The organism is Leisingera sp. CC-HEC093 (genome assembly GCF_059429195.1).
In genome coordinates, this window is record NZ_JCAIJR010000001.1 from 3,463,115 (window position 1) to 3,485,207 (window position 22,093).

At 60.6% G+C, this 22,093-nt stretch carries 28 protein-coding genes; 21 read left to right on the plus strand and 7 right to left on the minus strand.

The window, feature by feature from the left end:
- The first annotated feature begins 28 nt into the window (after window positions 1–28).
- The 14 genes from AC5STB_RS16970 (at window position 29) to AC5STB_RS17035 (ending at window position 10,885) form a co-directional block, all read left to right on the plus strand.
- Window positions 29–3,673, plus strand: a complete 3,645-nt coding sequence (locus tag AC5STB_RS16970; RefSeq protein ID WP_495443971.1) for a vitamin B12-dependent ribonucleotide reductase — start codon at window positions 29–31, stop codon at window positions 3,671–3,673.
- A 616-nt stretch (window positions 3,674–4,289) separates the two neighbouring features.
- A complete protein-coding gene (locus AC5STB_RS16975; RefSeq protein ID WP_495443972.1) occupies window positions 4,290–4,514 on the plus strand; it encodes a helix-turn-helix domain-containing protein in 225 nt (74 codons plus the stop codon).
- The gene (locus AC5STB_RS16980) at window positions 4,511–5,008 is read left to right on the plus strand and encodes a hypothetical protein (protein ID WP_495443973.1); all 498 of its coding nucleotides are present in this window, start codon (window positions 4,511–4,513) and stop codon (window positions 5,006–5,008) included. Before AC5STB_RS16975 ends, AC5STB_RS16980 begins: the two co-directional genes overlap by 4 nt.
- Window positions 5,009–5,523: 515 nt before the next feature.
- Window positions 5,524–5,706 carry a hypothetical protein gene (locus tag AC5STB_RS16985; RefSeq protein ID WP_495443974.1) on the plus strand — a complete coding sequence of 61 codons (183 nt, stop codon included), beginning with the start codon at window positions 5,524–5,526 and terminating at the stop codon, window positions 5,704–5,706.
- Complete coding sequence (locus AC5STB_RS16990; RefSeq protein ID WP_495443975.1) at window positions 5,703–6,080, plus strand: recombinase zinc ribbon domain-containing protein; 378 nt, start codon at window positions 5,703–5,705, stop codon at window positions 6,078–6,080. The genes AC5STB_RS16985 and AC5STB_RS16990 overlap by 4 nt, the downstream gene beginning before the upstream one ends.
- Window positions 6,077–6,703: a hypothetical protein gene (locus tag AC5STB_RS16995; protein ID WP_495443976.1), complete on the plus strand. Its 627-nt coding sequence runs from the start codon at window positions 6,077–6,079 to the stop codon at window positions 6,701–6,703. Before AC5STB_RS16990 ends, AC5STB_RS16995 begins: the two co-directional genes overlap by 4 nt.
- A 162-nt stretch (window positions 6,704–6,865) precedes the next feature.
- Entirely contained in the window at window positions 6,866–7,573 is a 708-nt protein-coding gene (locus tag AC5STB_RS17000) for a hypothetical protein (RefSeq protein ID WP_495443977.1), read from the plus strand.
- Between the two features lie 133 nt (window positions 7,574–7,706).
- The gene (locus AC5STB_RS17005; protein ID WP_495443978.1) at window positions 7,707–7,862 is read left to right on the plus strand and encodes a hypothetical protein; all 156 of its coding nucleotides are present in this window, start codon (window positions 7,707–7,709) and stop codon (window positions 7,860–7,862) included.
- Window positions 7,855–7,983, plus strand: a complete 129-nt coding sequence (locus AC5STB_RS17010; protein ID WP_495443979.1) for a hypothetical protein — start codon at window positions 7,855–7,857, stop codon at window positions 7,981–7,983. Before AC5STB_RS17005 ends, AC5STB_RS17010 begins: the two co-directional genes overlap by 8 nt.
- Before the next feature lie 36 nt (window positions 7,984–8,019).
- The gene (locus AC5STB_RS17015) at window positions 8,020–8,805 is read left to right on the plus strand and encodes a major capsid protein P2 (RefSeq protein ID WP_495443980.1); all 786 of its coding nucleotides are present in this window, start codon (window positions 8,020–8,022) and stop codon (window positions 8,803–8,805) included.
- Between the two features lie 39 nt (window positions 8,806–8,844).
- On the plus strand, window positions 8,845–9,240 hold the full coding sequence (locus AC5STB_RS17020; RefSeq protein ID WP_495443981.1) for a hypothetical protein: 396 nt from the start codon (window positions 8,845–8,847) through the stop codon (window positions 9,238–9,240).
- 181 nt (window positions 9,241–9,421) lie between these two features.
- The gene (locus tag AC5STB_RS17025; RefSeq protein ID WP_495443982.1) at window positions 9,422–9,901 is read left to right on the plus strand and encodes a hypothetical protein; all 480 of its coding nucleotides are present in this window, start codon (window positions 9,422–9,424) and stop codon (window positions 9,899–9,901) included.
- The gene (locus AC5STB_RS17030) at window positions 9,873–10,307 is read left to right on the plus strand and encodes a hypothetical protein (RefSeq protein WP_495443983.1); all 435 of its coding nucleotides are present in this window, start codon (window positions 9,873–9,875) and stop codon (window positions 10,305–10,307) included. Before AC5STB_RS17025 ends, AC5STB_RS17030 begins: the two co-directional genes overlap by 29 nt.
- Window positions 10,304–10,885, plus strand: coding sequence for a hypothetical protein (locus tag AC5STB_RS17035; protein ID WP_495443984.1), 582 nt, complete (start codon window positions 10,304–10,306; stop codon window positions 10,883–10,885). The genes AC5STB_RS17030 and AC5STB_RS17035 overlap by 4 nt, the downstream gene beginning before the upstream one ends.
- A 16-nt stretch (window positions 10,886–10,901) precedes the next feature.
- Here AC5STB_RS17035 and AC5STB_RS17040 read toward each other — a convergent pair whose 3' ends face one another.
- Complete coding sequence (locus AC5STB_RS17040; RefSeq protein ID WP_495443985.1) at window positions 10,902–11,183, minus strand: hypothetical protein; 282 nt, start codon at window positions 11,181–11,183, stop codon at window positions 10,902–10,904.
- On the opposite strand from AC5STB_RS17040, the gene AC5STB_RS17045 reads away from it, so the two are divergent.
- The 5 genes from AC5STB_RS17045 to AC5STB_RS17065 are packed head-to-tail and all read left to right on the plus strand — an operon-like array spanning window position 11,173 to window position 14,201.
- On the plus strand, window positions 11,173–12,921 hold the full coding sequence (locus AC5STB_RS17045) for a hypothetical protein (protein ID WP_495443986.1): 1,749 nt from the start codon (window positions 11,173–11,175) through the stop codon (window positions 12,919–12,921). The two genes, AC5STB_RS17040 and AC5STB_RS17045, sit on opposite strands and share 11 nt — an antisense overlap.
- 11 nt (window positions 12,922–12,932) lie before the next feature.
- Window positions 12,933–13,739: a phage tail tip lysozyme gene (locus AC5STB_RS17050; protein ID WP_495443987.1), complete on the plus strand. Its 807-nt coding sequence runs from the start codon at window positions 12,933–12,935 to the stop codon at window positions 13,737–13,739.
- Window positions 13,739–13,918, plus strand: coding sequence for a hypothetical protein (locus AC5STB_RS17055; RefSeq protein WP_495443988.1), 180 nt, complete (start codon window positions 13,739–13,741; stop codon window positions 13,916–13,918). Before AC5STB_RS17050 ends, AC5STB_RS17055 begins: the two co-directional genes overlap by 1 nt.
- Entirely contained in the window at window positions 13,915–14,079 is a 165-nt protein-coding gene (locus AC5STB_RS17060; RefSeq protein WP_495443989.1) for a hypothetical protein, read from the plus strand. The genes AC5STB_RS17055 and AC5STB_RS17060 overlap by 4 nt, the downstream gene beginning before the upstream one ends.
- Complete coding sequence (locus AC5STB_RS17065; RefSeq protein ID WP_495443990.1) at window positions 14,076–14,201, plus strand: hypothetical protein; 126 nt, start codon at window positions 14,076–14,078, stop codon at window positions 14,199–14,201. Before AC5STB_RS17060 ends, AC5STB_RS17065 begins: the two co-directional genes overlap by 4 nt.
- Window positions 14,202–14,462: 261 nt before the next feature.
- Here AC5STB_RS17065 and AC5STB_RS17070 read toward each other — a convergent pair whose 3' ends face one another.
- The gene (locus AC5STB_RS17070; protein ID WP_495443991.1) at window positions 14,463–15,326 is read right to left on the minus strand and encodes an acyl-CoA thioesterase; all 864 of its coding nucleotides are present in this window, start codon (window positions 15,324–15,326) and stop codon (window positions 14,463–14,465) included.
- 67 nt (window positions 15,327–15,393) lie between these two features.
- A complete protein-coding gene (locus AC5STB_RS17075; RefSeq protein WP_495443992.1) occupies window positions 15,394–16,605 on the minus strand; it encodes a serine hydrolase domain-containing protein in 1,212 nt (403 codons plus the stop codon).
- A gap of 241 nt (window positions 16,606–16,846) precedes the next feature.
- On the opposite strand from AC5STB_RS17075, the gene aroQ reads away from it, so the two are divergent.
- On the plus strand, window positions 16,847–17,296 hold the full coding sequence (gene aroQ, locus AC5STB_RS17080; RefSeq protein WP_495443993.1) for a type II 3-dehydroquinate dehydratase: 450 nt from the start codon (window positions 16,847–16,849) through the stop codon (window positions 17,294–17,296).
- On the plus strand, window positions 17,293–18,048 hold the full coding sequence (locus tag AC5STB_RS17085) for a LuxR family transcriptional regulator (RefSeq protein ID WP_495443994.1): 756 nt from the start codon (window positions 17,293–17,295) through the stop codon (window positions 18,046–18,048). Before aroQ ends, AC5STB_RS17085 begins: the two co-directional genes overlap by 4 nt.
- Before the next feature lie 476 nt (window positions 18,049–18,524).
- On the opposite strand, the gene tsf is transcribed toward AC5STB_RS17085, so the two are convergent.
- From tsf to olsB, 4 genes are all read right to left on the minus strand, one after another.
- The gene (tsf, locus tag AC5STB_RS17090; RefSeq protein WP_495443995.1) at window positions 18,525–19,400 is read right to left on the minus strand and encodes a translation elongation factor Ts; all 876 of its coding nucleotides are present in this window, start codon (window positions 19,398–19,400) and stop codon (window positions 18,525–18,527) included.
- A gap of 79 nt (window positions 19,401–19,479) precedes the next feature.
- A complete protein-coding gene (rpsB, locus tag AC5STB_RS17095) occupies window positions 19,480–20,250 on the minus strand; it encodes a 30S ribosomal protein S2 (RefSeq protein WP_495443996.1) in 771 nt (256 codons plus the stop codon).
- Between the two features lie 188 nt (window positions 20,251–20,438).
- The gene (gene olsA, locus AC5STB_RS17100) at window positions 20,439–21,269 is read right to left on the minus strand and encodes a lyso-ornithine lipid O-acyltransferase (RefSeq protein ID WP_495443997.1); all 831 of its coding nucleotides are present in this window, start codon (window positions 21,267–21,269) and stop codon (window positions 20,439–20,441) included.
- Window positions 21,266–22,027, minus strand: coding sequence for an L-ornithine N(alpha)-acyltransferase (olsB, locus tag AC5STB_RS17105; RefSeq protein ID WP_495443998.1), 762 nt, complete (start codon window positions 22,025–22,027; stop codon window positions 21,266–21,268). Before olsB ends, olsA begins: the two co-directional genes overlap by 4 nt.
- Window positions 22,028–22,093 lie beyond the last annotated feature (66 nt).

The following is a 22,093-nucleotide window of genomic DNA, read 5'->3' on the forward strand; positions in this document are numbered from 1 at the left end:
CCGATGTGTGCTTGAAAAGGGGCAGAGCATGAAGATCGAACGGAAATACACCAAACCCGGCCAGGATGCCTATGCCGATTTGGCCTTTGTTTCGGCTACCTCGGAAATCCGCAATCCGGACGGGACCATCGTTTTCCGTCTCGACAACATCGAAATTCCCGCGTCCTGGAGCCAGGTGGCCAGCGACGTCATTGCCCAGAAGTATTTCCGCAAGGCCGGCGTGCCGTCCCGCCTGAAGAAGGTCCGCGAGAAAGGCGTGCCCGAGTTCCTGTGGCGCTCTGTCCCTGACGAGGGCGCCGAGCTGGGCGGTGAGATCTCCTCCAAGCAGGTGTTCGACCGTCTGGCGGGCGCCTGGGCGTACTGGGGCTGGAAGGGCGGCTATTTCTCCTCTGAGGATGATGCGCGCGCATATTACGACGAGATGCGCTACATGCTGGCGACCCAGCGCTCGGCACCGAACTCGCCCCAGTGGTTCAACACCGGCCTGCATTGGGCCTACGGCATCGACGGTCCGGCGCAGGGCCATCACTATGTCGATTACAAAACCGGTAAGCTGACCAAGTCGGACAGCGCCTATGAGCACCCGCAGCCGCACGCCTGCTTCATCCAGTCTGTCTCTGACGATCTGGTCAAGGACGGCGGTATCATGGACCTGTGGGTGCGTGAGGCGCGGCTGTTCAAATACGGTTCTGGCACCGGCACCAATTTCTCCCATCTGCGTGCCGAGGGCGAACCGCTGTCCGGCGGCGGCAAATCCTCCGGCTTGATGGGCTTCCTCAAAATCGGCGACCGCGCGGCGGGCGCCATCAAATCAGGCGGCACAACCCGTCGGGCAGCAAAAATGGTGATCGTCGATGCCGATCATCCCGATATTGAGCAATTCATCGAATGGAAGGTGCTCGAAGAGCAGAAGGTCGCGTCGATCGTCGCGGGTTCCAAGATGCACGAGAAGATGCTGAACGGCATCTTCGAGGCGATCCGCAGCTGGGACGGCGCTGAGACCGCCGCCTATGACCCGGCGGTTAACGACGGCCTTAAAAAGGCGATCCGCGAAGCCAAGAAGGTGGCGATCCCGGAAACCTACATCAAGCGGGTGCTGGACTACGCCAAGCAGGGCCATACGTCGATTGAGTTCCCAACCTATGACACCGATTGGGATTCCGAGGCCTACAGCTCTGTTTCCGGGCAGAACTCCAACAACTCGATCCGGGTGACCAATGCTTTCTTGCATGCGGTCGAAAAGGACGCGGACTGGGAGCTGTTCAACCGCACTGACGGCCAGGTTGCCAAGGTGGTCAAGGCCCGCGATCTGTGGGAAAAGGTGGGCCATGCGGCCTGGGCCTGTGCCGACCCGGGCATCCAATTCCACGATACCGTCAACGAATGGCACACCTGCCCGGAAGACGGTGAGATCCGCGGCTCAAACCCTTGTTCGGAATACATGTTCCTGGACGACACCGCCTGTAATCTGGCATCTCTAAACCTGCTCAGCTTCTTGAAAAACGGGCTGTTCCAGGCGGATGATTACATGCACTCCTGCCGCCTGTGGACACTGACGCTTGAAATCTCGGTGATGATGGCGCAGTTCCCGTCCAAGGAAATCGCGCAGCGTTCCTATGACTTCCGCACCCTGGGCCTGGGCTATGCCAATATCGGCGGCCTTTTGATGAACATGGGCTACAGCTATGACTCGGATGAGGGCAGGGCGCTTTGCGGCGCGCTGACCGCACTGATGACCGGTGTGGCCTATGCCACCTCTGCCGAGATTGCCTCCGAACTGGGCGCTTTCCCAGGCTATGCGAAAAACGCCGACCACATGCTGCGGGTGATCCGCAACCACCGCAACGCTGCAAAGGGCAGCGCTGAGGGCTATGAGGCGCTGTCAGTCAAACCGGTGCCGCTGGACATTTCCAATTGCCCCGATGCGCTGCTGACTGATCTGGCCGCCAGCGCCTGGGATGAAGCGCTGGAGCTGGGACAAAAGCACGGTTATCGCAACGCCCAGACCACGGTGATTGCACCAACCGGCACCATCGGCCTGGTGATGGACTGCGACACCACCGGCATCGAGCCGGACTTTGCCCTGGTGAAGTTCAAGAAGCTGGCCGGCGGCGGCTACTTCAAAATCATTAACCGTTCTGTGCCGTCGGCGCTGGAGGGCTTGGGCTACAGCTCTGCCCAGATCGAGGAAATCGTGTCCTATGCGGTAGGCCATGGCTCCATCGGCAATGCGCCTGGCATCAACCACACCTCGTTGGCAGGCCACGGTTTCGGGCCGAATGAGCTGGCCAAGGTGGACGCGGCGCTGGAATCGGCTTTTGACATCCGCTTCGTGTTCAACCAGTGGACCCTGGGCGAAGATTTCTGCACCGGCGTGCTGGGCATCCCGGCGACCAAGCTGAACGACCCGACCTTTGACCTTCTGCGCCACCTTGGCTTTACCAAGGCCGACATTGAAGCCGCCAACGACCACGTCTGCGGCACCATGACCCTGGAAGGCGCACCGCATCTGCAGAAAGAGCATTACGCGATCTTTGACTGCGCCAACCCCTGCGGCAAGAAGGGCAAGCGTTACCTCAACGTTGACAGCCACATTCGCATGATGGCAGCGGCGCAGAGCTTCATCTCCGGAGCGATTTCCAAGACCATCAATATGCCGAATTCGGCCACCATTGAAGACTGCCAGAAGGCCTATGAGCTGAGCTGGAGCCTGGGCATCAAGGCCAACGCGCTGTACCGCGACGGCTCCAAGCTGAGCCAGCCGCTAGCGGCCGCGCTGGTCGAGGACGACGACGACGCGGCAGAAATTCTGGAGAGCGGCGCGCCGCAGGAGAAGGCGGTGGTGCTGGCCGAGAAGATCGTCGAGAAAGTGGTCATCAAGGAAGTGCTGAAGTCGCACCGCACCAAGATGCCGCAGCGGCGAAAGGGCTACACCCAAAAGGCGGTTGTCGGCGGCCACAAGGTGTACCTGCGCACAGGTGAATACGAAGACGGCAATCTGGGCGAGATTTTCATCGACATGCACAAGGAAGGCGCAGGCTTCCGGGCGATGATGAACAATTTCGCCATCGCGGTTTCGGTCGGCCTGCAGTACGGCGTGCCGCTGGAGGAATTTGTCGATGCCTTCACCTTCACCAAGTTCGAGCCTGCGGGCATGGTCCAGGGCAACGACTCGATCAAGAACGCGACCTCGATCCTGGACTATGTGTTCCGCGAACTGGCGGTTTCCTATCTCGACCGGACCGATCTGGCGCATGTGAAGCCGGAAGGTGCGACTTTTGACGATCTTGGCCGCGGTGAGGAAGAAGGCGTCTCAAACCTCTCGGAGCTGAGCGAAAGCGCGGCAACCCGGTCGCTGGAAGTGCTGAAGCAGATCTCCTCGACCGGTTACCTTCGCAAACGCCTGCCGCAGGATTTGGTGGTGCTGCAGGGCGGCCAGACCGAAGCCGGGGCACTGGGCACAGGCACCGATCCAGTGGCGGCGCTGCAAGCCCTGGTGCCCGAAACAACTGAGGCGCCAGCGCAAACCATGGGCGGCATGGACGCGCGCACCAAGGCAAAAATGCAAGGCTACGAGGGTGAAGCTTGCGGCGAATGCGGAAACTACACGCTGGTGCGCAACGGAACCTGCATGAAGTGCAACACCTGCGGGGGAACCTCTGGCTGCAGCTGAGGGCCTTCGCCTGCGGCGCCGGTCATCAACCCCCGACAGCGCCGCAACCAATAACCGGAAGCAGCATCGGATCTGCTTTCGACGAAATTAGGAACGGGTGCGCCCGTTCTGAACACCGGGATGGCCCAGGTAAGAAAAACTTTCGGGCAGTCAATGAAGGAGCCTGACCGGTGACAACTGGCTTCCTCTGGTTCAGAGGAAGCCATTTTCTTTCCGGGAAAGCCCCGGCTTTTGCTAGCCAGTGTAAACACCAATCTGAAATGCCACCGGGTTTGCAAAGCAGAAACGTCACAGTATAGCGCGACGGGAACACGGCTTGGAAGCCCGCGGAGTGGGATCGCTAGGCGGCATTTGCTGAGTGGACGAATTGAGCCAGCCTTGCCTGATTGTGCAATTGCAAGATGCTGTCTAACTTCTGCTTTTCGGCTACAGTCAGTAATCCTATAATCAGAATTATCAAAACGCGAAAAACCCCCGCAGGGCAGGGGTTTTAGGGTGCGGATGACAGGAGGCACCTAAGTGTCCTGTGAGAGCCCCGGGGGGATTAGACCGAGCCATATCGGCCTAACTCCGCACTGACTGATATATACCCACGGTAGCCGCCCGTAAAGAGGCGATGGCAAAAGCAAAGTATATTAGCGATTTTGAGCGCGATGTGATGCGGATCGGCGCGGCCAGGGGATACAAGGCCCCTCAGATTGCCCGCTTCCTGAAGCGCGGCAAGATGGTTGTTTACAACCACCTGAAGGCGATGGAAGCCGACGGAACCCTGAAAGACCTGCCGCTGTGCTTTGTCGCTGACGAGATTGCAGAGGCCATCGGCAAGGCGAACCGGGCATGACCAAAAAACGCGCCCCCAAATGGCAGCGCCAGGGCTACAAAAGCGACGAGGAATATCGTGCTGCCTGTGCCGCAACAAAGAAAACCAGGCGCGCTGCAATGGCTGCGACCAAGGCGCGATATACCGCGGCCCGGATACTAGAAAAGATGTGGGACGAGGCCGACTTCGACCGCCCGCAAGTTACGATTACAAAAGAGCAGCTTATGGCAAAGTGCGGCTGCGGCTTAACGATCACAAAGCAGTCCCTTGCTGCGCTTCGTGAAGAGGGCAGCATAAAGCCTATGAGGAACTGGCAGGGGGGGCGGAACATCCCGACAACGTGGCGGCTTTGCGTGTCCGGATGCGAGACAACACCGGCGGACGACCAGGTGCAAGCCATGGAAGCAAAGCGCGAGCGCGAAGCCGCTTGGCGGTTCCTAAGCGGCAAGTTCGGTCCGTTGAAGGCTATGGAACTGATGGGCGACCCTGAAGGCGAAGAAAACCCCTGTGGATAACTCAACTCCGGATCAAATAAAGGGGGGCAATTATCGAACTAAAAGGGGGTCAAAAAACGACCACAAAGGGGGTCAATTAAATACCCCCCCTCCACTGGTTCCACAGGAACCACCACGCCTGATCTTTCGATCAGTCGATATGAGGAGCCGCCTAGTCGGCGGCAGGAGGCGAGGGCGAGAACATCAGTACCGGAGGGGAAAGCCCAATTCAGCCAGTGGCACCCGGTGGCAGATGTGGTGGGCGTGGCGGCTGAATAGGGCGCGCCTTAGAGGCGCGGCGAGGGCAGAGCTTTGAGGCCCTTCGGGCCGCATAGAATTGCGGAAGGCGAGATTTTCGGCCCTGGGCGTGTAAAAGCGCCTGGGGCCGCTTCATTTCGAACGAGGGAGGAACGGGGAGGCTACGTAGCGGGAACAAATGCCGCGTTTGCGATGTGTTGACGGGGCAGGGGGTATCTGCCTTATACGTTATGATATACCATAACGGGTATTATAGGGCGTTAGGATAGGAGACGAGAATGCAACCACTGAAAGAGCGCGCCGAGGATCTGCACAGCCGGGCGAAAAAGCTGCGCAAGGCCGGAGCCGTGGCGCAGATGACCCAAGGCCCGGCCCTGGTGGAAGAAACCGGGGCCTTTATGGTCGAACTGGCCGCGCGGGTTGACGCGCTGACCCCGTACCAGGACGAGGGCGCGGCATGAGCTTGAACGGGCAATTTCAAACCACGCAGGGAACCGTGCTGGCGCGGGCAACCTGCGAGTGCTGCGGCGGGCCGGTGCAGATCAAGGCGAACAAGAACGGCGGGGCCTACTACTACTGCGGCCATGCTGACGACCAGGGGACGCAGTGCTGCCATTCGCAGCGCTGGGGGCAGCGGATCAGCTGGGCGCTGCGCAAGGCGTACCGGGAGGCCGGGGAAACGCCGGTAAAGGCCACTCTGCCGCTGAAAATCGGGCGGTCTGAGGTTCCGGCAGCAGCCACGAAACCGGCGAACGCGGACAATCCGCCCGCTGACAACATCGACGCAGCGCCCGAAAAACGGGCCGCAGGCGGCTGGGGAGGGTTTTTGGCATGAGCGACTCCGAATTTGGGATTGAAGGGCTGAGCGGGCCGGAAATCGTGGTCCCTGTCGATTCTGGCGACGACGGGCCGGGACATATGACCGGCTTCCGCGCGCCAGAACTGGAAACCGAGGGCGGCGGCGCTGATGATGTGGTGCCGGTTGACCAGGAAACCGGGGAACCGGTGGTCGAGGTGCCGGAGGTCGAGCAGATCACGAAAGAGGCGTTTTTCGTCGCCTTCCGGCACAGTTTCGGCCTGCCGGGCATGTTCATGCCGATGTGGAAGCCGCTGGCGGTCCAGGATGATGAGGTCGAGATAGCGCGGGACGCCTCAGATGCGATCTATGAGCTGCTGGAAATCTATTTCCCGTCCGCGCTCATGCCGCAGTCCGAGAACTTCATGCGGATCACCAGGGCGGCCCCGTTCATCCTGGCAAAAATCATGATTGTGCGGATGATCCTGGAGGAACGCCGCCGGGCCAAGCTGGAAGCCATAAAGCAGCGCCAGGCGCAATTCCGCAGTGTGCGCGGCGACCAGGACGCGGCACCCGCTGCCGGTTCGCCGGCTAACGAGGATTACGCGCCGCCGCCAGGCGCGCAAAGCCCGATGGCCTGGGCAGATGGTGAGGCGGCATGAGCGACTTTTTCTTGAGGCTGGTCTCTTACCTTGGCGTGTGCCTGGGTTTCTGGCTGGCAGCGTGTTTCGTTTGCTGGGACTTCGTTCCCGTTGATCCGGTGGCTGTGCGCGTAGTTGTGGCCGTTTGTGTTTTCCTGGCTTTACTGCCGAAAGGGGACGGGTATGAGCGCAACCAGTAACGCGGGCCGTATAGGCGTCTGGGGCGCATCCGGTTCCGGCAAATCCTCCTACGTAAAGAAGCTTATAAAGGCGCGAAAGCGCCTGGTGATCTTCGATCCGCTGGAAGAGTACGGGCCGGAGCTTCGTATACGTAGCGTGACCCATTCGGCGCGGGACAGTCTCGACCAGGTACGCCAGGCAATGGTTGACGATTGGCAGGGGTTCCGGGTGGCCTATGTGCCGCCGTCCGACAAGGAACCCGCCGCGCTGTCGGCGCTGTGCAAGCTGCTGATGGCCGCGCAACAGCCGTTTAAGGACGGCAAGAGCAAGGCCGGGCTTACCCTGGTGGTCGAGGAAATGAACCTCAGCTTTCCGGTCTCCGGCGGGGCGCAGAAATGCCCTGGCTTTGCCAACGTGTGCAGCCGGGGGCGGCACTACGGCATTGAGGTGATCGGCGTCAGCCAGCGCATTGCCGAGGTGGCGACCAGGTTCCGCAACAACTGCACGGAAACCGTTGTCCTGCGGCAGAAGGGGCCGCGCGACCTGGACGCGGCGGCGGCAGAGATCGGCGGCGACCGGGCGGCGGTGGCCGGTCTGAAAAACCTGGAATACATCACCGAAAAACACGGCCAGCTGACCAAGGGAAAAATCACCTTTCCGAAGGCAGCGAACAGCAGCCGCAAGCCTGCCGCCAGCAAGAAACGGGCTTGACCAGGGCAGGGGCCATAACGGCCCCGCCCGCACCCCAAATTCGCTACGTATACCTTTGATATAGCTAGATTTTACTAGCACATTTCGCCTGCCTAATGCTGGCCCCACTGAAGCAAAAACGGGGTATTCAGCAATGAAGGCAAGCGACCTTCTCAGCGCTTTGGTGGTGTCGGTTATCGGTGGCCTGGTGGTCTACGGTATCCGCCGCCAGCTTGAAGGCGACCCCGTGTCATTGAGCGGCATCATTCCGAGCGCCGCAGACGAAGCACAAGGGGAAGTCTATGCTTAAGAAATCGGATGTGAAATCCGTGGGCCTGGTCACTGCTGGCGTCATGCTGGCTGGCCTGGCCATGTTCCATATGCGGAACATTGCTATCGTCGCGCAGATGCGCGCCGGTTACGACATGTAATCGGGGGGCGATCAGTTGACACGCACCCTCAAGAAAATGCCAACGCCGCTTGGCATCGGCCCCGGTCAAACCGCATCGGTGAATCTGCCGCTGGGCCTGACCTATGAGCGGCTTTATATCCGCATGAACGTTGACAGCGGCCCGGCGCGGGATGTGCCTGCCGCTGACTGGGGCGACTACATCGACGAAATCCGCCTCACGGTGGACGGTGAAGCCAAAATCACCATCACCGCCGCGGACCTGGTGAAAATGAACCAGTATTACGGCCAGACCCTGAAGGACGGCGCTCTGCCGCTGTTCCTGTCGCGGCCCTGGATGCGCACCATCGGCGGCGAGGATCAGACCGCATACGGCACCGCTGGCGGCATGGCGTCTTTCACGCTGGAAATGGACCTGAAATCCGGGATCACCATCAACAGCCTGAACGTCTACGCGGTCCAGTCGCCTGGCCGGCCGTTCGGCCCGCACCTGCGCATTCAGCGCTATGTGCATAACCAGGGCGTCACTGGTGAGGCGGAAATCGCGGACATTGTGCGCGGCCAATATGCAATGTTCGGCCTGCACATCGCAACGGCGGCAATCTCCAACTGCGAGGTTCATGCGGACCAGCGCAAGGTGCACGAAAGCGACAAGCAGATCCGGGCTGCGCATTACGGCGTTGTGGGCCGGGTGCCGCAAGCGGGTTTCACCCACGTCGATTTCTGCACCGAAAACCGGCTGGCCGAGGCGCTTCCGATGCTGTTGCAGGACTTCCGCCTGAAGCTGACGTTCACCGGCACCGGCAACCACTCGATCTACGCGGAAAGCGTCCAGGGCGCTTGACCAGGCGGCGGGGAAATCCCGCCAGAAAGGGGGTAAATAATGGCGATTGCCGATTATTTCTCGACACAATTCGGATCGTCCGTTTTGCCGGGGCAGGGCGATTATTCCAAGTCGCTTGCGAGCTACGGCAGCGTTGATCTGTGGCGTCCTTCCGTGGGTTCCCTGGACATGGGCACCACCTTTTTCCCGAGTTCGGATGGCGGGGCCGTGACAGGTTCCGTTGACGGTGCCGCACCGGCTGCGGACTGGCTGAAGGGGCTGGCGGGCGCTGTGCTGTCCAACATGGGCGCACGGGGTGAGCCTGAAGCGCGTGAGGTGCGGGCCACGCCCGTTGCCTACCGCACCGGCGGCGGCGGTGGCGGCTTCGACTGGCGCTTGCTGGCGGCAGGCGCGGTGGCCGTCGGCGTGGTGATCTACGCGGCGCAGTCGAACTGATGGCGGCGGGGCCTGTACCATTGCCCCCGCTCAACCTGACTTCCGGCCCGGCGATATCCGAGGCCGGGGGGTCGGGGGGGCAGTCAACAACCGGGGCTTTCCACTTCAAGAGCGCTGCCGCTGATACGTGGCAGGAAACCGCGCGCCAGGCTGTTCCCTGGATCATCGGGGGGGTTGTCCTTTGGCTCGCTTTGTCCCGCAGGAAGTAACCTTCAGCGCGGCCCCCTGGTCGCGCTGCGCTGAAACCCTGCTGAGCCGCGTTCCTGGTGCGGCTCAGCATATGGACGATTGGCGCAGCGGTGTTGAAACCGGGCGGCTTTCCCTCTGGCAGATCGAAATTGCCGGAGAGGCGCGCGGAGCGCTTGTCTGGGAGGTCGAAAGGCTTTCTTGCGGCGGGAACGCTCTGGCGGTGGTTTCGGCCTCCTGCGGGGCCGTTCCGGGGCTGTCTGTGGCGTCTGTGATTGCGCGGGCCTTTGAGGGGCTGGCGGAGGCAACCGGGGTTCCGGTGCTGCGCTTTGACACCCGCCGCCCTGGGCTGCGCCGGATCATGCAGCGGCAGGGGTTCATAACCCGGGAAATTTGGGACCACGGCGCAGCGGGCCTGTGCTGGAAACTGGAAAAGGATTTGAGCCGTGGGCGGCAGCAGCAGCAGCAGCAGTAACAAAACGCAGAACGTCACCCATGATCGACGGGTTGCGACGGATGCGGGCAGCATCGGGGTATCCGCTGGCGGCAGCGTCCGCGTGAATGTCGTGGCCGATGAAGCCTTTGAGCTAAGCGAGGACGCTTTGAATTTTGGGGAAAGCGCCCTGGCCTTCAGCGAGGACGCGCTAGAGGGCGCGCTTTGGCACGGGACAGATGCACTCAAGCAGGCCTCTGAACTGGTGGCGGGGGCCATGCACGCCCAAGACGAACATACGGAGCGGGTGACTGACACCCTGTCGACCGCCCTGAAAACAACTCAGCAGATGAACAAGACAGAGGGGAGCCAGATGGGTGAACTGATTGCCAAAATCGGCATTCCGACGGCGGCGCTGGCCTTTGTCGCGGCAAAGGTGATGAAATGAACAAGGGGCCACAGTACCAGGCAGACACCTGGACGATTGAAGCGGGCGCAAGCCTGGAAGTCGCACGGGCGGCGGAGTTCCTGGTTTGCCTGGAAGCGTCCAGCCCGTTCAAAATCACCTTCGACCACGGCACTCAGACGAACTTTGAGGCGGGTCTGTCGTTTAAGGCACCTGGGGGGTTTACGCACGTCCGCATCCACAACCCGAACGCCGGGTCCATATCGGTTCGCCTGGGCTTTGGCCGGGGCGATCTGCGGGACGCGCGCCTTGTGGTCGAGGGGTCCGTAAAGACCGCGCCGCAATCGCCTGCGGTGTTCGAAACGCCCGGCCCTGTGACCGTCAATTCCGGGGCGGTGCTGGAATTGGCCGGCTCTGACCTGGAACGCCGCGAGCTGGCGGTGAAAAACCTCAGCGGCACCGCAACCATCTGGCTTAAAGACCAGGGTGCAACTGGTTCATCTGGCTGGCCGCTGGCGCCCTATGAGGGCGCGGTATTGACCACAACGGCGGCGGTTCACGCCTACAACCCGGCGGCGGGTTCCGTTCAAATTGCAATCTTCGAAACCAAAGGGGCCTGACAGTGAGCAGCCTAATTTACGGCGCGCAGGCATCGGCCAGCGTAAGCGCAGAGGACGCGCAGGACAGCGCAAACGCGGCAGCCACCAGCGCCAGCGCAGCAGCGGCCAGCGAGGCCAACGCGGCAGGCAGTGCAACCGCCTCAGCCACCAACGCCACAGCCGCAGCGGGCAGCGCCGCCACAGCGGCCAGCGATGCCGCATCGGCAACCGGAAGCGCCGCGGCGGCTGCCGCCAGCGCCAGCGCGGCCGCCAGCGATGCAGCGACGGTGAACGCGGTTAAGAATGCCGTGAAATTCATCTTCGACACCTACGCGGACATGCTGGCATCGCCTGCCGTCCAGCAGGGCGAAACCATGCAGACGCGCGGCTATGCGGCACCCGGTGACGGCGGTGGCGGCACTTATGTAAAGGTAGCTACCGCGACCGGCACTGTTGACGGCGGGCTATATAGCGACTTCGGCGACGCCAGCGGCCAGGCCGAACTGCAGCACTATGGCCTGATTGCAGCGGAACAATTCGGCGCGGTGGATGGTGTGGAAGCGTCGGCGCAGATCCAGGCGGCCTGGGATGCGCTGGTGCGGTGGCGCACTGCAATCGCGGGCGCGAACGATCCCGAGGAATGGACCATCAAGCTCACGCATTCGTCGCGCTGCACGGTCCAGAACCAGATTGCCCTGCAGGACCCCGACGACAGCACCCGCATCAACTCTGCTGATATTGACTTCAGCAAAAGCACGCTGGTCGGCGTATCAGGCGGCAACCTTTCCACCACAACCTACATTCTGAAAATGCGTCTGCGCGGTGAGCACTACATGGGCCGCATCGAAGGCGGGAAAGCTTACGCCGGCTTGGACCTGCACGGTCCGTCGGGGTCGCGCACGTTCAACCCTGAATGCTACCGATTCAAGGGGTGCGGCATCCGGGTGCGCGGCGCGGCCGGCGCGTCTGCGCTCTACAACCCGAAGTGCTTCGAATACGAGCAGGGGGACGCGGAGTACGCTGATCCAAGCAACTTCTCTGCTATCGGCATCGAGATCGATGACGGTGACAGCAACATCTATCAGGCCAATGTGCTTTCCTGCAAAGTCGGCGTGAAGATCACCGACAACAACCCGGCTGCAACGCATTTCTACGGCGCGCACATTGTGGCTCCTCTCTACGATGATTTCGTCCTGGTCGAGAACCGTGGCAACCGCGAAACGTGGTTCCATGACAGCTATTTTGATAACGGCGTCATCGACGACTATGAGGCCACTATCAACTTGCGTGACTGCAATTGGGTTCTGAGCGGAATTACCTCGCCGACGCCGCCGCTGCACCGCATTTATCCGCAGAGCGCAGGGCAGAAAAACGCGGGAAAACTTTCAATCACCAACCTGAGCGGTGACGCGACTGTCGGTTTCCTGGACGATGGCGCGAACACCTGGGCCGGGGACCTGACGGGGCTTGCGGGGCTGTATGGCGGCATGGCCCCGGAAAACCGCGTCGTGAACGCTGTGCACCGCAACTACAACCTGTTTCTGAACGCAAACGACCTGGTTGAGGTCAACCATAAGATTAACGGCACTTTCGAATATGAATGGGGCGTCGGCACCGACACCCTCAAGAAGACCGTTGACCCGAAAAACAACACCGTGGCCTTTGATGCAACGGTGGCGGCTGAAGCGATTGACTTGAACGGCAACCTTGTCGGCGGGGCCTTGCTGCAAGTCCTGGATGATGCCGTGGGTGAGGTCGTCCCGCCGCGTCCGGGCGGCTTTGCACTGATCACTGCCAGCGCCATGAACGCGGCAGAGTTCCCGCACCGGCAGTGGTCTACAATGGTCTATTTCGATGTGGGGTCATCGCTGGATATCCGGGACGACATGCTTGTCTCATCTGCGGGGGCAGTCGGGTCATCGGTGGACGTGGTCACAACCGATGTTACCGGAACAACCGGCGCTGACGGATCGGTAACAATCGCCGTCCAGCCCGGAGTTCTCAAAATCGAAAACCGGGCGGGGTCGCACGAAGAATTCCGCGTAACATTTCTCTAAGGGGGCAGACGATGGGCAAAAGAGGGGCAGTGGCGATCCTGGGGGCGGCAACCGTGGTGGGCATTTATGCCGCATGGCGGGAGACGCAGCGCAAGGACGCCGAGCAGCAGGCGGTAATCATGCCCGCCGGGTATGTGACCGGCGGGTCAAAAGCCAAACTGGCGGCGCTGCAGCAGGGCGGCAGCCAGGGCGGTGGCCAGGGTGGCGGCGGGGATCTGCGATCCGCCCTGGTGGGCTGGGGTGTTGACACGCTGTTTGACGCGATTGGCCGCAATGGCTGGCTGGGCGGCGGCAAGGGTAAAACCGATGTGCCGGCCGAAACTGGCAGCTGGGGCGGCTGGGTCCGCGACACGCTACCAGCTGGTGCGAGCAACACCAATTCCGCGCCGAGCGGCGGCGGGATCGGCAACCGCCTGATGCGCGACCTGATGGCCGATTTTGGCTTTACCAGGGCGCAGGCGGCGGGCGTTGTCGGCAACCTGGACCATGAGAGCGACGGCTTTAAGGGCCTGCAGGAATATAACCCCTTGGTGAAGGGGTCGCGCGGCGGCTACGGCTATGCACAGTGGACCGGCCCGCGCCGCCGCCAGTTTGAGAGCTGGGCTGAGCAAAACGGCCACTCTGACCTGTCGAGCTATGAAGCGAACTATGGGTTCCTGAAGTACGAAATGTCCCAGACCTGGGAAAAGCGGGCCGTTGACCGGGTGAAGAAAACCAACAGCGTAGAGGATGCAACAAAGGTGTTTCAGGACACGTTCCTGCGGCCCGGCATCCCGCACACGTCCAGCCGCATCCAGCGCGCGCAGGGGTATGTCTGATGGTTGCGCCGATTATCTGGGCCGGGGTTGCCCTGGGCGGGCTGTTCCTGGGCGGCAAAGCCTTGAACGAAGCCGGGGAAGCCGCTGAAGGCGCGGCAAAACTCACCAAGTGGGCAACGGCTGCGGGCGGGCTTTACGTAAGCTACCGCGCCTTGCAAGCCGGGGGTGTGCTGAAATGACGCCGGTCGAGGGGCTGCAGCTATTGGCATCGGTTGCAGGCGTCCTGATTGGCGGCGGCATTTGGTTCAAACTGGGCGCGCTTACCAAAGGGCAAGAGGATCTGGCCCGGCGCGTCACTAATCTGGAAAATCATGTATTTCTTGGAGGTTACAAAACATGATGAAAGCAAAGACTATCGTGGCGCTGCGGGTTGTTGCGCCGGTTCTAGCCGGTATGGTGGGCGGTATCGTCGCAACCACGCAGCCCGATCTGTTCCAGGCATTCTGCAACGGCGCTATGTGAGGACGGAAAGGCCGCTTAAGCAGTGAAACCGGGGCTTTCGTCCCGGTTTTTCTTTATGTACCGATCGAGTGCAACCAGGCGCGATCGATCGAAGACATCGAGGAGGGGTTGAAAGTATATAAATTATCCGTCATTAAAGACGAACAACGACCGGCAGAAGAAGAAAGGACGGGTTCAGGCTTATCGGGTAAAGCGTATAATCAGAATTATGTTAACTTACTGGATGTTCAAAACTATGATTGAGGTTAAACCTCTTTATTTTCAGCGCTTTAAAGGCCTCAACAAACCTTCCTGGGCTACACTGGCGACCAGTTCCCCGTCTTCTGTGAAGATAGATCCGCGATTGAAACCGCGCGCGTTGCCAGTGAATGGCGCGTCCATGGAGTAAAGATGCCAATTCTGCAGTTGCACCGGCGCGTGGAACCACATTGCATGGTCCAGACTGGCCGTCATCGCTTCTGGATTATGAAATGTCAGCCCGTGCGGACGCATAGAGGATCCCAGCAGCCCGAAGTCTGACACATATGCTAGCAGGATGTGCTGCAGCTCCGGACCTGCGCCTTGTGCCGCTTCCATCCGGATCCACATCTGATTGGCATCGCTGGTTTTTTCCGGAACCAACGGATCACGTGGCTCGACCTCCCGGATTTCAAATGGACGCGGCCGCAGCAGCTCGGACTGTTTCTCCGGCGCGAAACGGCTAGCGTTGCGATTGAGGATCTCATGGCGCGGTTCCAGACCGCGGGGCGCCGGGACATCCGGCTTGGCGTGCTGGTGGTTCCAGCCGTCTTCCTCAGAATGGAATGACGCCGCAAGATTCAGGATTTGTTTGCCGTTTTGCATCGCAACAACCCGCCGCGTGGTGAAGCTGCGGCCGTCCCGGGCCGGATCGACCTCATAGATCACCGGCCGTGACGGATCGCCCGGACGGATGAAATACGCATGAAGAGAATGGCATAACCTACCGGAAACTGTAGCGTATGCAGCCGTCAGCGCCTGTGCGATCACCTGGCCGCCATAGATCCGCGTCGGGGTTTCACCACCGGAGCCAGAGCCGCGGTACAGATTGGTGTCCAGCGTCTCAAGATCCAGCAGATCAAGCAAGGTCCTGGCGGTGTCTGTCATTTGTAGTCTTCCTTTGACCGGCCTTCAGCGGGCGGCTTTACCCGGCTGTATGCGCCGTGTCTGGAGGTTAAGTTGTCATGGCTCCATGCACCAGTGCTTTGAGTTCGGGCCGCGACGGGTAAGAGCTGGAGGGCGCTAGCTGTGTCAGGAAAACCACCGACAGATCCAGCTCCCGGTCTACCCAGAAAAAGGTTGAGGCAATACCGCCCCAGCTGAAGTCACCAACAGAACCGGGACAGCGCGCACGCGCCGGGTTCAGCACGACAGCACCGCCTAAGCCGAAGCCCATACCCTCCATCGGCTGTTCGGCAAAGCTGCTTGGTCCCATTGAGGCAATGTCGCCGAAAAGGTGATTTTGCATCATGAAATCAGCAATTTGCGGGCTGATTATAAAGCCGTCGGCATGGCTGCCGCGGCACCTGAGCATCTCGGCGAACTTCATGTAGTCATCAATCGTGCCAACCAGACCGCCGCCGCCGGAGTGCATTGCGGCCTTTTCAAAAGGTGAGCTGCCGCAGCGGTCCGTCAGACGCAGGCTGTCGCCACCGGCCGCGGCAGAATTCAGCGCCATCGCGTCGCCTGCTAGCGGCGTGTAGAGCGAGGCAAAGCGGTTCCCTGCCCCGTCCGGCACCCGGAACCCGGTTTCTGACATACCCAAGGGTTCGAAGATTTCAGACGCAAGGAATTCCCCCAGCGGACGTCCGGACACGACTTCGACGACCCGGCCAAGTACATCGGTGGCCACCGAATACTCCCACCGGGTGCCGGGTTTGAAAGCCAGCGGCAACCCTGCCAGCCGCGTGACCATGGCGGACAGCGGGCCATGGTCCGGTTTGAACAGCAGATCTTCTGCCGCCATGGCCTCTGGCAAAACACCCAGGTTGAATGGATAGCTCAACCCGCTGGTATGGGTCAGCAACTGATGCAGTGTTGGCGGCAGGCATGGTTCGGTCTGATCAATGGCAGTGGCGCCCGGAACCAGAGCCCGCATGTTGCTGAATTCCGGAAGGAAATCGTTTAACGAGGCGTCCAGATGAAGCAAGCCGCGTTCCAGCAGCATCAGGAGTGCCACCGATGTCACCGGTTTGCTCATCGAATACAGGCGCACCAGCGCGTCCCGGGTGAATGGCAGGTTCTCTTCAACATTGCGCAGGCCCGCGGCGTGGTAATAGATTTCCTCGCCGCCGCGCAGCACCAGCAAGGTGCTGCCGGGATATTTCCGTTCGTCCACATAGCGTTGCTGCCAGGACCTGATCCTATTCCACTGCGCTGAAATCATTGCTGCCTCCCGCGGGTGTTCAGCTTGCCTGTATCTTGAGGTTCCGGGATGATGCAGATCCGGGACAGCCGCGTCGAGTTAAATCATCACGTAAACCCAGGCGGGCCAGACGGCCTTCCGGTTTCTGCAACCCAGAGCAGGCACTGCTATGTTTTTTTCTCTCACATGCGTTTGTGTATTCGCTTTCGAAACAAATTTGTCATATTAGTTCAAAGGGAAAGACGGCAAGGAAATAAACCTGATGGCGAGTGTTCTGGTATTGAACGGCCCCAATTTGAACCTGCTTGGAACCCGCCAGCCGGACGTATACGGCGCGGTCACTTTGGCGATGGTAGAAGAGGCTTGTGCCGGACACGCCAAGAATCTGGGGCTGGAGGTGACCTGCCGTCAGTCGAACCATGAAGGCGCCCTGATTGACGCCATTCATGACGCTAAGGAGAAGCATCAGGGCATTATCCTGAATGCCGGCGCATATACACACACGTCTATCGCGCTGATGGATGCCTTGATTTCCGTTGAGATCCCGGCCGTTGAAGTGCATCTTTCAAACATCCACGCACGGGAGCCGTTCCGCCACACCTCCTATATCTCCAAGGCGGCCATAGGGCAGATCTGCGGTTTTGGCGCCCAGGGGTATTTGCTGGCGCTGGATGCACTCGCCGCACGGCTGAAAGAGGCCGACACAGCATGAAGCTGAAGTCATACCTGAGCTTTGTCTGTGCAGCGCAAAGCCTGGAGGAGCTATGGCACGGCCACGTCCAGCAAATGGCGGTTTACGGGTTTGATAGGCTGATCTACGGCCATACCCGCTATAAGACCGAGACGTCGCTGGGGGATCCGGATGACTTTGTCATCCTCTCAAACCACGATAACGCCTATTTGGAGGGTTTCCTGCGCCAGGGGCTGTATTCGCATGCGCCGATGCTCCGCTGGGCGCTGGAAAACGAAGGCGCCGGCAGCTGGCGGATCGTGCAGGAGCAAGCCGCGGACGGCAAGCTTGGCGCGGAAGCCCGCAAGGTGCATGAATTCAACCAGGCCTTGGGCCTGACAGCCGGATACACGGTCAGCTTCTCTTCTGCATCGCCGCGTTACAAGGGGGCGATCTCGCTGGCCGCACGGCCTGGCATGACGCAGGATCAGGTGGACGCCCTGTGGCTGGACGCTGGCGACGACATCGCTCTGATGAACAATGTCGCCCACCTGAAAATCCTCACCCTGCCCTATACCGGCCCGAAACGCTGCCTGACAAAGCGGCAACGCGAAGTGCTGCAGTGGGTCGGCGATGGAAAGACCACCCAGGACATTGCCCTGCTGATGGGCCTGACGCCCGCGACCATCGAAAAACACCTGAGGCTTGCCCGGGAATCCCTGTCTGTGGAGACCACCGCGCAGGCCGTTCTGAAGGCGGCATTGCACAATCAGATGTACCCGATGGACGCTTGACAGGGCAGATACCCGGCCGCGCCGTCGGCCTTATGTTTGCGCCGCAAGCAACTGAAACTTCTTCATTTGTCTTCACACTCTGGCTGGAAAACCGGTTTTGTCAAAAGCCGCGGACGGTAAGCCGCTATTTAGAGTTAAAAAGTAAGGTATTCAGTACTACCGCTAAAGGATAATACGTTGCAATTTGCACTTGTTCCGTGAGTGGTGGCTTTGGCCAAGGAACTTGGGTATTGATCCTTGCGATTACAGGGCTCTCATACCTTATCGGGGGCAGGCGCGTATAGATCCGCGGCCTGCCCCGATATTTGAGGGGTCCTGCCCATCCCCATCGGCAGGGCCCCTCGCCTTTCCTCTCAGACGCAAGCCATCCGTGCAATTGACAGTCACTGAGCGGGACCGGCCGCCAATTTGCGCAAGAAAAAACCGGCGGGACATCTGCCCCGCCGGCCTTCCATTTCCGGTCATCCAGGTGGATATCAGCCTTGGGCTGCCTTGGCCACTTCGGCTGCGAAGTCTTCTTTCTCGACTTCGATGCCTTCACCCACTTCCACGCGCACAAAGCCGGTGATGGTGGCGCCAGCTTCTTTCGCAGCGGCTTCCACGGTCAGATCCGGGTTCACCACGAACTGCTGGTTCAGCAGGGTCGACTCAGCCACAAATTTCTTCATGCGGCCTTCGATCATCTTTTCAATCACCTGCTCCGGCTTGCCGGACTCGCGGGCGATGTCCATCTGGACCTGCTTTTCCTTTTCAACCACGGACGCGTCCAGATCAGCTTCGGACAGCGCGGCCGGGTTCACGGCTGCGATATGCATTGCAACCTGTTTACCGATGGCTTCATCGCCGCCGTTCATCGCAACCAGAACGCCGATTTTGCCCATGCCGGCAGTGGCCGCGTTGTGGACGTAGGAAACGACGGTCTCGCCTTCCAGCTTGGCCATGCGGCGCAGCGACATGTTTTCACCAATGGTGGCAATCTTGTCGGTCAGGGTTTCGGCAACGGTTTTTCCACCCAGATCGGCCGCGTTCAGTGCGTCGACGTCTGCCGCACCCAGGGCTGCTTTGGCGATGCCGCCAACCATTTCCTGGAAATCGCCGTTCTTGGCAACGAAGTCGGTTTCGGAGTTTACTTCAACAGCAACACCTTTGCCGCCTTCGACAACAACAGCAACCAGGCCTTCTGCGGCGGTGCGGCCGGATTTCTTCGCCGCTTTGGCCAGGCCTTTGGTGCGCAGCCAGTCAATGGCGGCTTCCATGTTGCCATCATTTTCGACCAGTGCTTTCTTCGCGTCCATCATGCCTGCGCCGCTGGTTTCGCGCAGTTCTTTCACCATTGCTGCAGTGATTGCCATCTTTGGCTCTCCTCAATTCAAAAACAGATTTGGGGCAGGTGATACCCTGCCCCGCATGTCAGTTCCGTGACAGGACGGATCAGGCTTCGGCGGCTACTTCAGCCACGGCTTCTTCTGCCGGTGCTTCTTCCAGCGCGCCCAGGTCAACGCCTGCTGCGCCCAGCTGAGCCGACATGCCGTCCAGAGCTGCGCGAGCAACCAGGTCGCAGTACAGCGAGATCGCGCGCGAGGCGTCGTCGTTGCCCGGGATGATGAAGTCCACGCCATCGGGGGAGCAGTTGGTGTCGACAACAGCCACAACCGGGATACCCAGTTTCTTGGCTTCGGCGATTGCCAGTGCTTCTTTCTTCACGTCGATGACGAACAGCAGGTCCGGCACGCCGCCCATTTCGCGGATGCCGCCCAGGGAGGCTTCCAGCTTCTCCTGGTCGCGTTCCATGCCCAGACGCTCTTTCTTGGTCAGACCTTCGGCGCCGCCTGCCATTTTCTCGTCGATTTCCTTCAGGCGGTTGATCGACTGGGAAACGGTTTTCCAGTTGGTCAGGGTGCCGCCCAGCCAGCGGTGGTTCATGTAGTACTGAGCGGACTTCTCAGCAGCTTCGGCGATCGGGCCGGCTGCCTGGCGCTTGGTGCCAACGAACAGAACGCGGCCGCCTTTGGCTACGGTGTCGCGGACAACCTGCAGAGCCTGGTCCAGCATCGGAACAGTCTGGGTCAGGTCCATGATGTGGATGCCGTTGCGCGAGCCGTAGATGAACGGCGACATGCGCGGGTTCCAGCGCTGTGTCTGGTGGCCGAAGTGAACGCCAGCTTCCAGCAGCTGACGCATGGTGAACTCGGGAAGAGCCATGCTATTCTTTCCTTTCCGGTTTCTATCCTCGGCGGGGGTTCAGAGCATTTGCTCCAACCGGGGGTCCGTCAGGGATGTCTCCCCTGATCAGGCCAAACCCCGCCTGCGGGTTCGTAGGCGCGCCTATAGATCAGAAATTGCCAGCTGACAAGAGCCGCCCCGCAGAATTCGGCGCCCTCCTACGGATTTCAGGTCTTCAAGGCCTCTTGATGGCCCCTGCGCACCAATTCCTCCGCCCGGGCGGCCAGCGCCTTGCGGTCCGGGTAGTCCGCCACCCTCAACGGCGGATGATAGATCAGTTCCACGGCGCCCTGACGAGGGGCGGCCAGAACCTTAAGAAGGTGCGGCCCAAAGTCCATGTCCCCCCACCAGCCGTAGAAACGCGCAGGCGCGCCATTGGGAGCATGGTACATGACCGAAACCGGCTGAACGTACAGCCCATTGCGGAGCTGATCGGTGAAAAATGCTGCAAAGAGCGTTGTTTTAAAGCGCAGAACCCGCAAGCCGTCGGTCGAAGTGCCCTCTGGGAAGAACAGCAGCTTATGCCCGGCGAGCAGCCGCTGCTCAAACAGCGCTGCCTGCTCCCTTGCCTTCTTTGGGTTGCGCTCGATAAACACGGTGCCGGTGGCCCGCGCCAGCCAGCCGATCCCAGGCCATCCGGCAACCTCTGCCTTGGACACAAAGTATATCCGCTTTCGCGCGTTCAGGGCAAAAATGTCCAGCCAGGAGGAATGGTTGGCAACAACCGGCCCGCGCTGCCGCATCAACGTGCCACGGGTCTGGTAGCGGATCCCCATGATGCGGAAGGCATTGCGGCACACGAACTGAGTAATGAACGGCGAGACCGGCCGCCGGTGCCCGAACAGCGGCCGCTCAGCCAGCCGAACGGTCAGCAAGATCAGAAGCCCGCCAAACACCAGCAGCGCCAGCGGCACGCCGCGCGCAATCACCAAAAGCCAGCCCAAAGGCGGGATCCGGACCGGATCAGGCCTGTCTTCGCTTTGCCAGCTGATGCTCACTCCCGCCCCTTTCCACTGGTATAGATCTTGCGCTGCCGTTCGTTCATCCGCGCGGTGTCCAGGATCAGGCAGACGTCAGTGGTGTTGAACGCATGGTCCACATAGGCGCCCTCGCCGACAAACCCGCCCAGCCGCAGGTAGGCCTTGATCAGCGCAGGTGTGTCCACCATGGCGCGTTTGCGGTTCAAATCATCAATGGCCACCAAGTCCATGGGTTGAAACACTTTTGACCGCACGCGCAATTCAGGGGGGGCCAGATGGTTGTGATGCAGCATGGCCAGCGGATTGGCCAGCTGCTGCGGATCGGTGCCATGGAAGCTGGCGACCCCGAACAGGACCTCAATCCCGTGGCGCTCGACATACTCCGCCAGACAGGACCAGAGGTGAAACATCGCCATCCCACCGCGGTAATCGGGATGCAGGCAGGAGCGTCCAAGCTCCAGCAGCCGGCGGCCCGAGGCCTTGAGCACGCTCAGGTCGTATTCATCTTCGGAATAAAACTGCCCGGCCCTTGCCGCCTGGTCGTCGCGCAGCAGGCGGTACACGCCAGCCACAATACCGTTGGTCTGATCTGTCACCAGCATGTGGTCAAAAAACGGGTCGAAATGGTCCCGTTCCAGCCCGGCCTCGTGATCGACCATCTCGCCGCCGCCGCCCAGTTCACGCACGAACACGTCATAGCGCAGGGCCTGTGCGGACCGCAGTTCGTATTCCGTTTCGGCGATTTTCACGGAAAATTCCGGGGCGGTGTCTGGCATTCGGTCACCTTGCATAGTTCAGGCTTGAGCGCTTGCCGCCAATAAGGCAAAGAGCGCGCAGGAATT

What these genes read in the sequence shown, in the direction of transcription:
- AC5STB_RS17000 (WP_495443977.1), top strand. Translation starts at nt 6,866, where the DNA reads ATGAGCGCAACCAGTAACGCGGGCCGTATAGGCGTCTGGGGCGCATCC.
- AC5STB_RS17060 (WP_495443989.1), top strand. Translation starts at nt 13,915, where the DNA reads ATGACGCCGGTCGAGGGGCTGCAGCTATTGGCATCGGTTGCAGGCGTC.
- AC5STB_RS16990 (WP_495443975.1), top strand. Translation starts at nt 5,703, where the DNA reads ATGAGCTTGAACGGGCAATTTCAAACCACGCAGGGAACCGTGCTGGCG.
- AC5STB_RS17035 (WP_495443984.1), top strand. Translation starts at nt 10,304, where the DNA reads ATGAACAAGGGGCCACAGTACCAGGCAGACACCTGGACGATTGAAGCG.
- AC5STB_RS16975 (WP_495443972.1), top strand. Translation starts at nt 4,290, where the DNA reads ATGGCAAAAGCAAAGTATATTAGCGATTTTGAGCGCGATGTGATGCGG.
- AC5STB_RS16980 (WP_495443973.1), top strand. Translation starts at nt 4,511, where the DNA reads ATGACCAAAAAACGCGCCCCCAAATGGCAGCGCCAGGGCTACAAAAGC.
- AC5STB_RS17010 (WP_495443979.1), top strand. Translation starts at nt 7,855, where the DNA reads ATGCTTAAGAAATCGGATGTGAAATCCGTGGGCCTGGTCACTGCTGGC.
- AC5STB_RS17065 (WP_495443990.1), top strand. Translation starts at nt 14,076, where the DNA reads ATGATGAAAGCAAAGACTATCGTGGCGCTGCGGGTTGTTGCGCCGGTT.
- rpsB (WP_495443996.1), bottom strand. Translation starts at nt 20,250, where the DNA reads ATGGCTCTTCCCGAGTTCACCATGCGTCAGCTGCTGGAAGCTGGCGTT.
- AC5STB_RS16985 (WP_495443974.1), top strand. Translation starts at nt 5,524, where the DNA reads ATGCAACCACTGAAAGAGCGCGCCGAGGATCTGCACAGCCGGGCGAAA.
- AC5STB_RS16995 (WP_495443976.1), top strand. Translation starts at nt 6,077, where the DNA reads ATGAGCGACTCCGAATTTGGGATTGAAGGGCTGAGCGGGCCGGAAATC.
- olsB (WP_495443998.1), bottom strand. Translation starts at nt 22,027, where the DNA reads ATGCCAGACACCGCCCCGGAATTTTCCGTGAAAATCGCCGAAACGGAA.
- AC5STB_RS17040 (WP_495443985.1), bottom strand. Translation starts at nt 11,183, where the DNA reads ATGAATTTCACGGCATTCTTAACCGCGTTCACCGTCGCTGCATCGCTG.
- AC5STB_RS17020 (WP_495443981.1), top strand. Translation starts at nt 8,845, where the DNA reads ATGGCGATTGCCGATTATTTCTCGACACAATTCGGATCGTCCGTTTTG.
- AC5STB_RS16970 (WP_495443971.1), top strand. Translation starts at nt 29, where the DNA reads ATGAAGATCGAACGGAAATACACCAAACCCGGCCAGGATGCCTATGCC.
- aroQ (WP_495443993.1), top strand. Translation starts at nt 16,847, where the DNA reads ATGGCGAGTGTTCTGGTATTGAACGGCCCCAATTTGAACCTGCTTGGA.
- tsf (WP_495443995.1), bottom strand. Translation starts at nt 19,400, where the DNA reads ATGGCAATCACTGCAGCAATGGTGAAAGAACTGCGCGAAACCAGCGGC.
- AC5STB_RS17050 (WP_495443987.1), top strand. Translation starts at nt 12,933, where the DNA reads ATGGGCAAAAGAGGGGCAGTGGCGATCCTGGGGGCGGCAACCGTGGTG.
- AC5STB_RS17055 (WP_495443988.1), top strand. Translation starts at nt 13,739, where the DNA reads ATGGTTGCGCCGATTATCTGGGCCGGGGTTGCCCTGGGCGGGCTGTTC.
- AC5STB_RS17005 (WP_495443978.1), top strand. Translation starts at nt 7,707, where the DNA reads ATGAAGGCAAGCGACCTTCTCAGCGCTTTGGTGGTGTCGGTTATCGGT.
- AC5STB_RS17015 (WP_495443980.1), top strand. Translation starts at nt 8,020, where the DNA reads ATGCCAACGCCGCTTGGCATCGGCCCCGGTCAAACCGCATCGGTGAAT.
- AC5STB_RS17075 (WP_495443992.1), bottom strand. Translation starts at nt 16,605, where the DNA reads ATGATTTCAGCGCAGTGGAATAGGATCAGGTCCTGGCAGCAACGCTAT.
- AC5STB_RS17085 (WP_495443994.1), top strand. Translation starts at nt 17,293, where the DNA reads ATGAAGCTGAAGTCATACCTGAGCTTTGTCTGTGCAGCGCAAAGCCTG.
- AC5STB_RS17070 (WP_495443991.1), bottom strand. Translation starts at nt 15,326, where the DNA reads ATGACAGACACCGCCAGGACCTTGCTTGATCTGCTGGATCTTGAGACG.